At 65.3% G+C, this 2,022-nt stretch carries 2 protein-coding genes and 1 pseudogene; 1 reads left to right on the top strand and 2 read right to left on the bottom strand.

Annotated elements, in window-relative coordinates:
• Both C1711_RS05090 and C1711_RS05085 read right to left on the bottom strand, forming a co-directional pair.
• The coding region (locus C1711_RS05090; protein ID WP_159060056.1) for a hypothetical protein at positions 1-709 on the bottom strand (709 nt) is incomplete at its 3' end.
• On the bottom strand, positions 710-976 hold the full coding sequence (locus C1711_RS05085) for a helix-turn-helix domain-containing protein (protein ID WP_199824845.1): 267 nt from the start codon (positions 974-976) through the stop codon (positions 710-712). It lies immediately after the preceding gene.
• Between the two features lie 333 nt (positions 977-1,309).
• On the opposite strand from C1711_RS05085, the pseudogene C1711_RS05080 reads away from it, so the two are divergent.
• Positions 1,310-2,022 (top strand): annotated as a pseudogene (locus C1711_RS05080) (site-specific integrase); the annotation flags it as partial.

The raw sequence follows: 2,022 nt of genomic DNA, 5'->3' as shown, positions 1-2,022 counted from the left end.
GGGTGCCACACACGTCTGCCTCGACGAACCCGGACGCGAGGAGCTCGCGGCCCAAGCGCTCGTCGTATTCGTCCTCGTCGAAGGTCCCGAGGTCGAGCCCGGCGGCCTCGATGCGGCGGTCGTCGGGGTCGGGCGGGAGCACCTTGCACGCGTAGGCGACGGCGAGCGGCCACAGGTGCTCCTCGCGCCCGAAGCGCTCGAAGTAGCTCTCGAAGGCCTCGTCGCCCGCCGGGTCTGCCCCGTGAAGCCTGCGGTAGAGAGCGACGGCGCGCTCGCGCCACGCGTCGTCGGCATCCACGCGCTTGAGGCGGCTGCGAGCGGCGTTGCCCTCCCAGCCCGCGCGGACGAGCGCGCGCTCGCCGTCGTCGAGCGCGGCGAAATCTTTCTTGTCGACGCCCTTGAGGACGTAGCCCGGACGCCTCCTGCCGATGAGGTGGCTGATGACGCCCTCGCGCAGCTGCTGCTTATACTCGCAAGTCGCCTTGGGATGCTCCTCCTCGGCGGACGTGGGTCGCGGAGCGGATGGGTCGTCGTCCTCAACAGGACTTTCAGTGTTATTCGTTTCAGTTATAGATTGCGCATCACCATGCGGTGTGGTAATATCAATGGTGACTTCATTGGAAGTTTGGACCGTCCCGAGGGCGCTGGCAGGCGCGGGGGCGGTCTCTTCCATTTCAGGCAAGTTGTTCTCGAAAGTCGCGTCAGCCATCTAGATCACCGCCCTCGTCGGAACGGTGCGCGAATCGAGCCACGCCTTGAGGTCGTCGATCTTGTAGACGACCCGCGCGCCGATCTTGGCGTACGCCGGGCCCTTGTTGCCGCGCGGGTCGCAGCGCCAGTTGCGCAGGGTACCCGCGGACACGCCGATGAGGTCGGCGGCGACGTGCTCGCGAACGGCGAGCTTGCCGTCGGCGATGAGCATGTTGAGCACGTCGGTCTGAGAATCTTCGGCTTTGACTTGGGTTTTCGCAGCCATGCGGAACCACACCCTCTCTGGGTCTGTGGTCCCGGCGCTCGATGTGTGCCGAAACGGCGGGGCTCGGGTGCCCTCCCTGATGCCGCGCTCCGGGGGAGCTGCGTCACACCCCGTGCAAACATGCGGCTTAAAGCGTTTCCCCTGCGCCGGCGGCTAACTCCGGGCTTACCAAGGTACTCATCCGGTCGATTCCGGATTCGATGATCGAGTCTTCGCGGGCTGCCGGCCCGCTGCCCCTTCCTATGCGATTAACAGAAGAATAGCACGCCTCGTCATAAGACGCAAGCAACGTATATAATTTGGATGTACGTATCCTTCACGAGGAGGTGGCCCATGCCGCGCAGGAGGCTCGAGCCGGGGCAGGACAACATCGCGTCGACCAATCCGAAGAGGACCGAGACGGAGGTCGAGTACATGCTCAAGAACGGCACGGTCAAGACGTCCAAGCGCGTCGAGTGGACAATGCAGTGGTACATCAACATCGACGGGACGATCACCAAGCACTTCACGCGCCGCAAGGGCGGCACGGCAAACGACTGCCGCCAGCAGGCGCGCGAGCATGCCGACAAGCTCAGGGAACTCGCTCGGCTCCCGGGCGAGGGCTCCTGGACGCTGTACTCGGCAATGGACGAATTCGTTGAGAAGGTTTGCGCGCCGGCCGTCGCCGACAACGACTACGACAGGCCGCTGAGGCCGAAGACGCAGGCGCGCTACCTGCGGTGTCTCGAGCTCTTCCGAGCGCAGATTGGGGCCACACGCATCATCGACGCCGTCGTGCCGGCCAAGCTCTCCGAGACCTTCAAGGCCATCGCGACCGCACACGGCAACCCGTCGGCCAAGCAGGCCGCCAAGGTCGTCTCCAAGTACATCATGGATGTGGCCGTGGCCAAGCAGGTGATCTCGCACAACCCGCTCAGGCCGCTCACGATCTCGGTCACGGTCGCCGAGAACAAGGTCAAGCCCCATCGGGGCGACCACAAGCCCAAGGGGGGCCGGGCGCTCTCGCCCGAGGAGCGCGCCCGCGTGGTCGACTACCTGCTCGCGCT

Origin of the sequence: Collinsella provencensis, assembly GCF_900199705.1 — a bacterium.
GTDB lineage: Bacteria > Actinomycetota > Coriobacteriia > Coriobacteriales > Coriobacteriaceae > Collinsella > Collinsella provencensis.
This window is presented reverse-complemented; position numbering and strand designations above follow the sequence as displayed.

Excerpts from the sequence above, each read along its gene's own strand:
- C1711_RS05085 (WP_199824845.1), bottom strand. The coding sequence starts at position 976 with ATGGCTGCGAAAACCCAAGTCAAAGCCGAAGATTCTCAGACCGACGTG.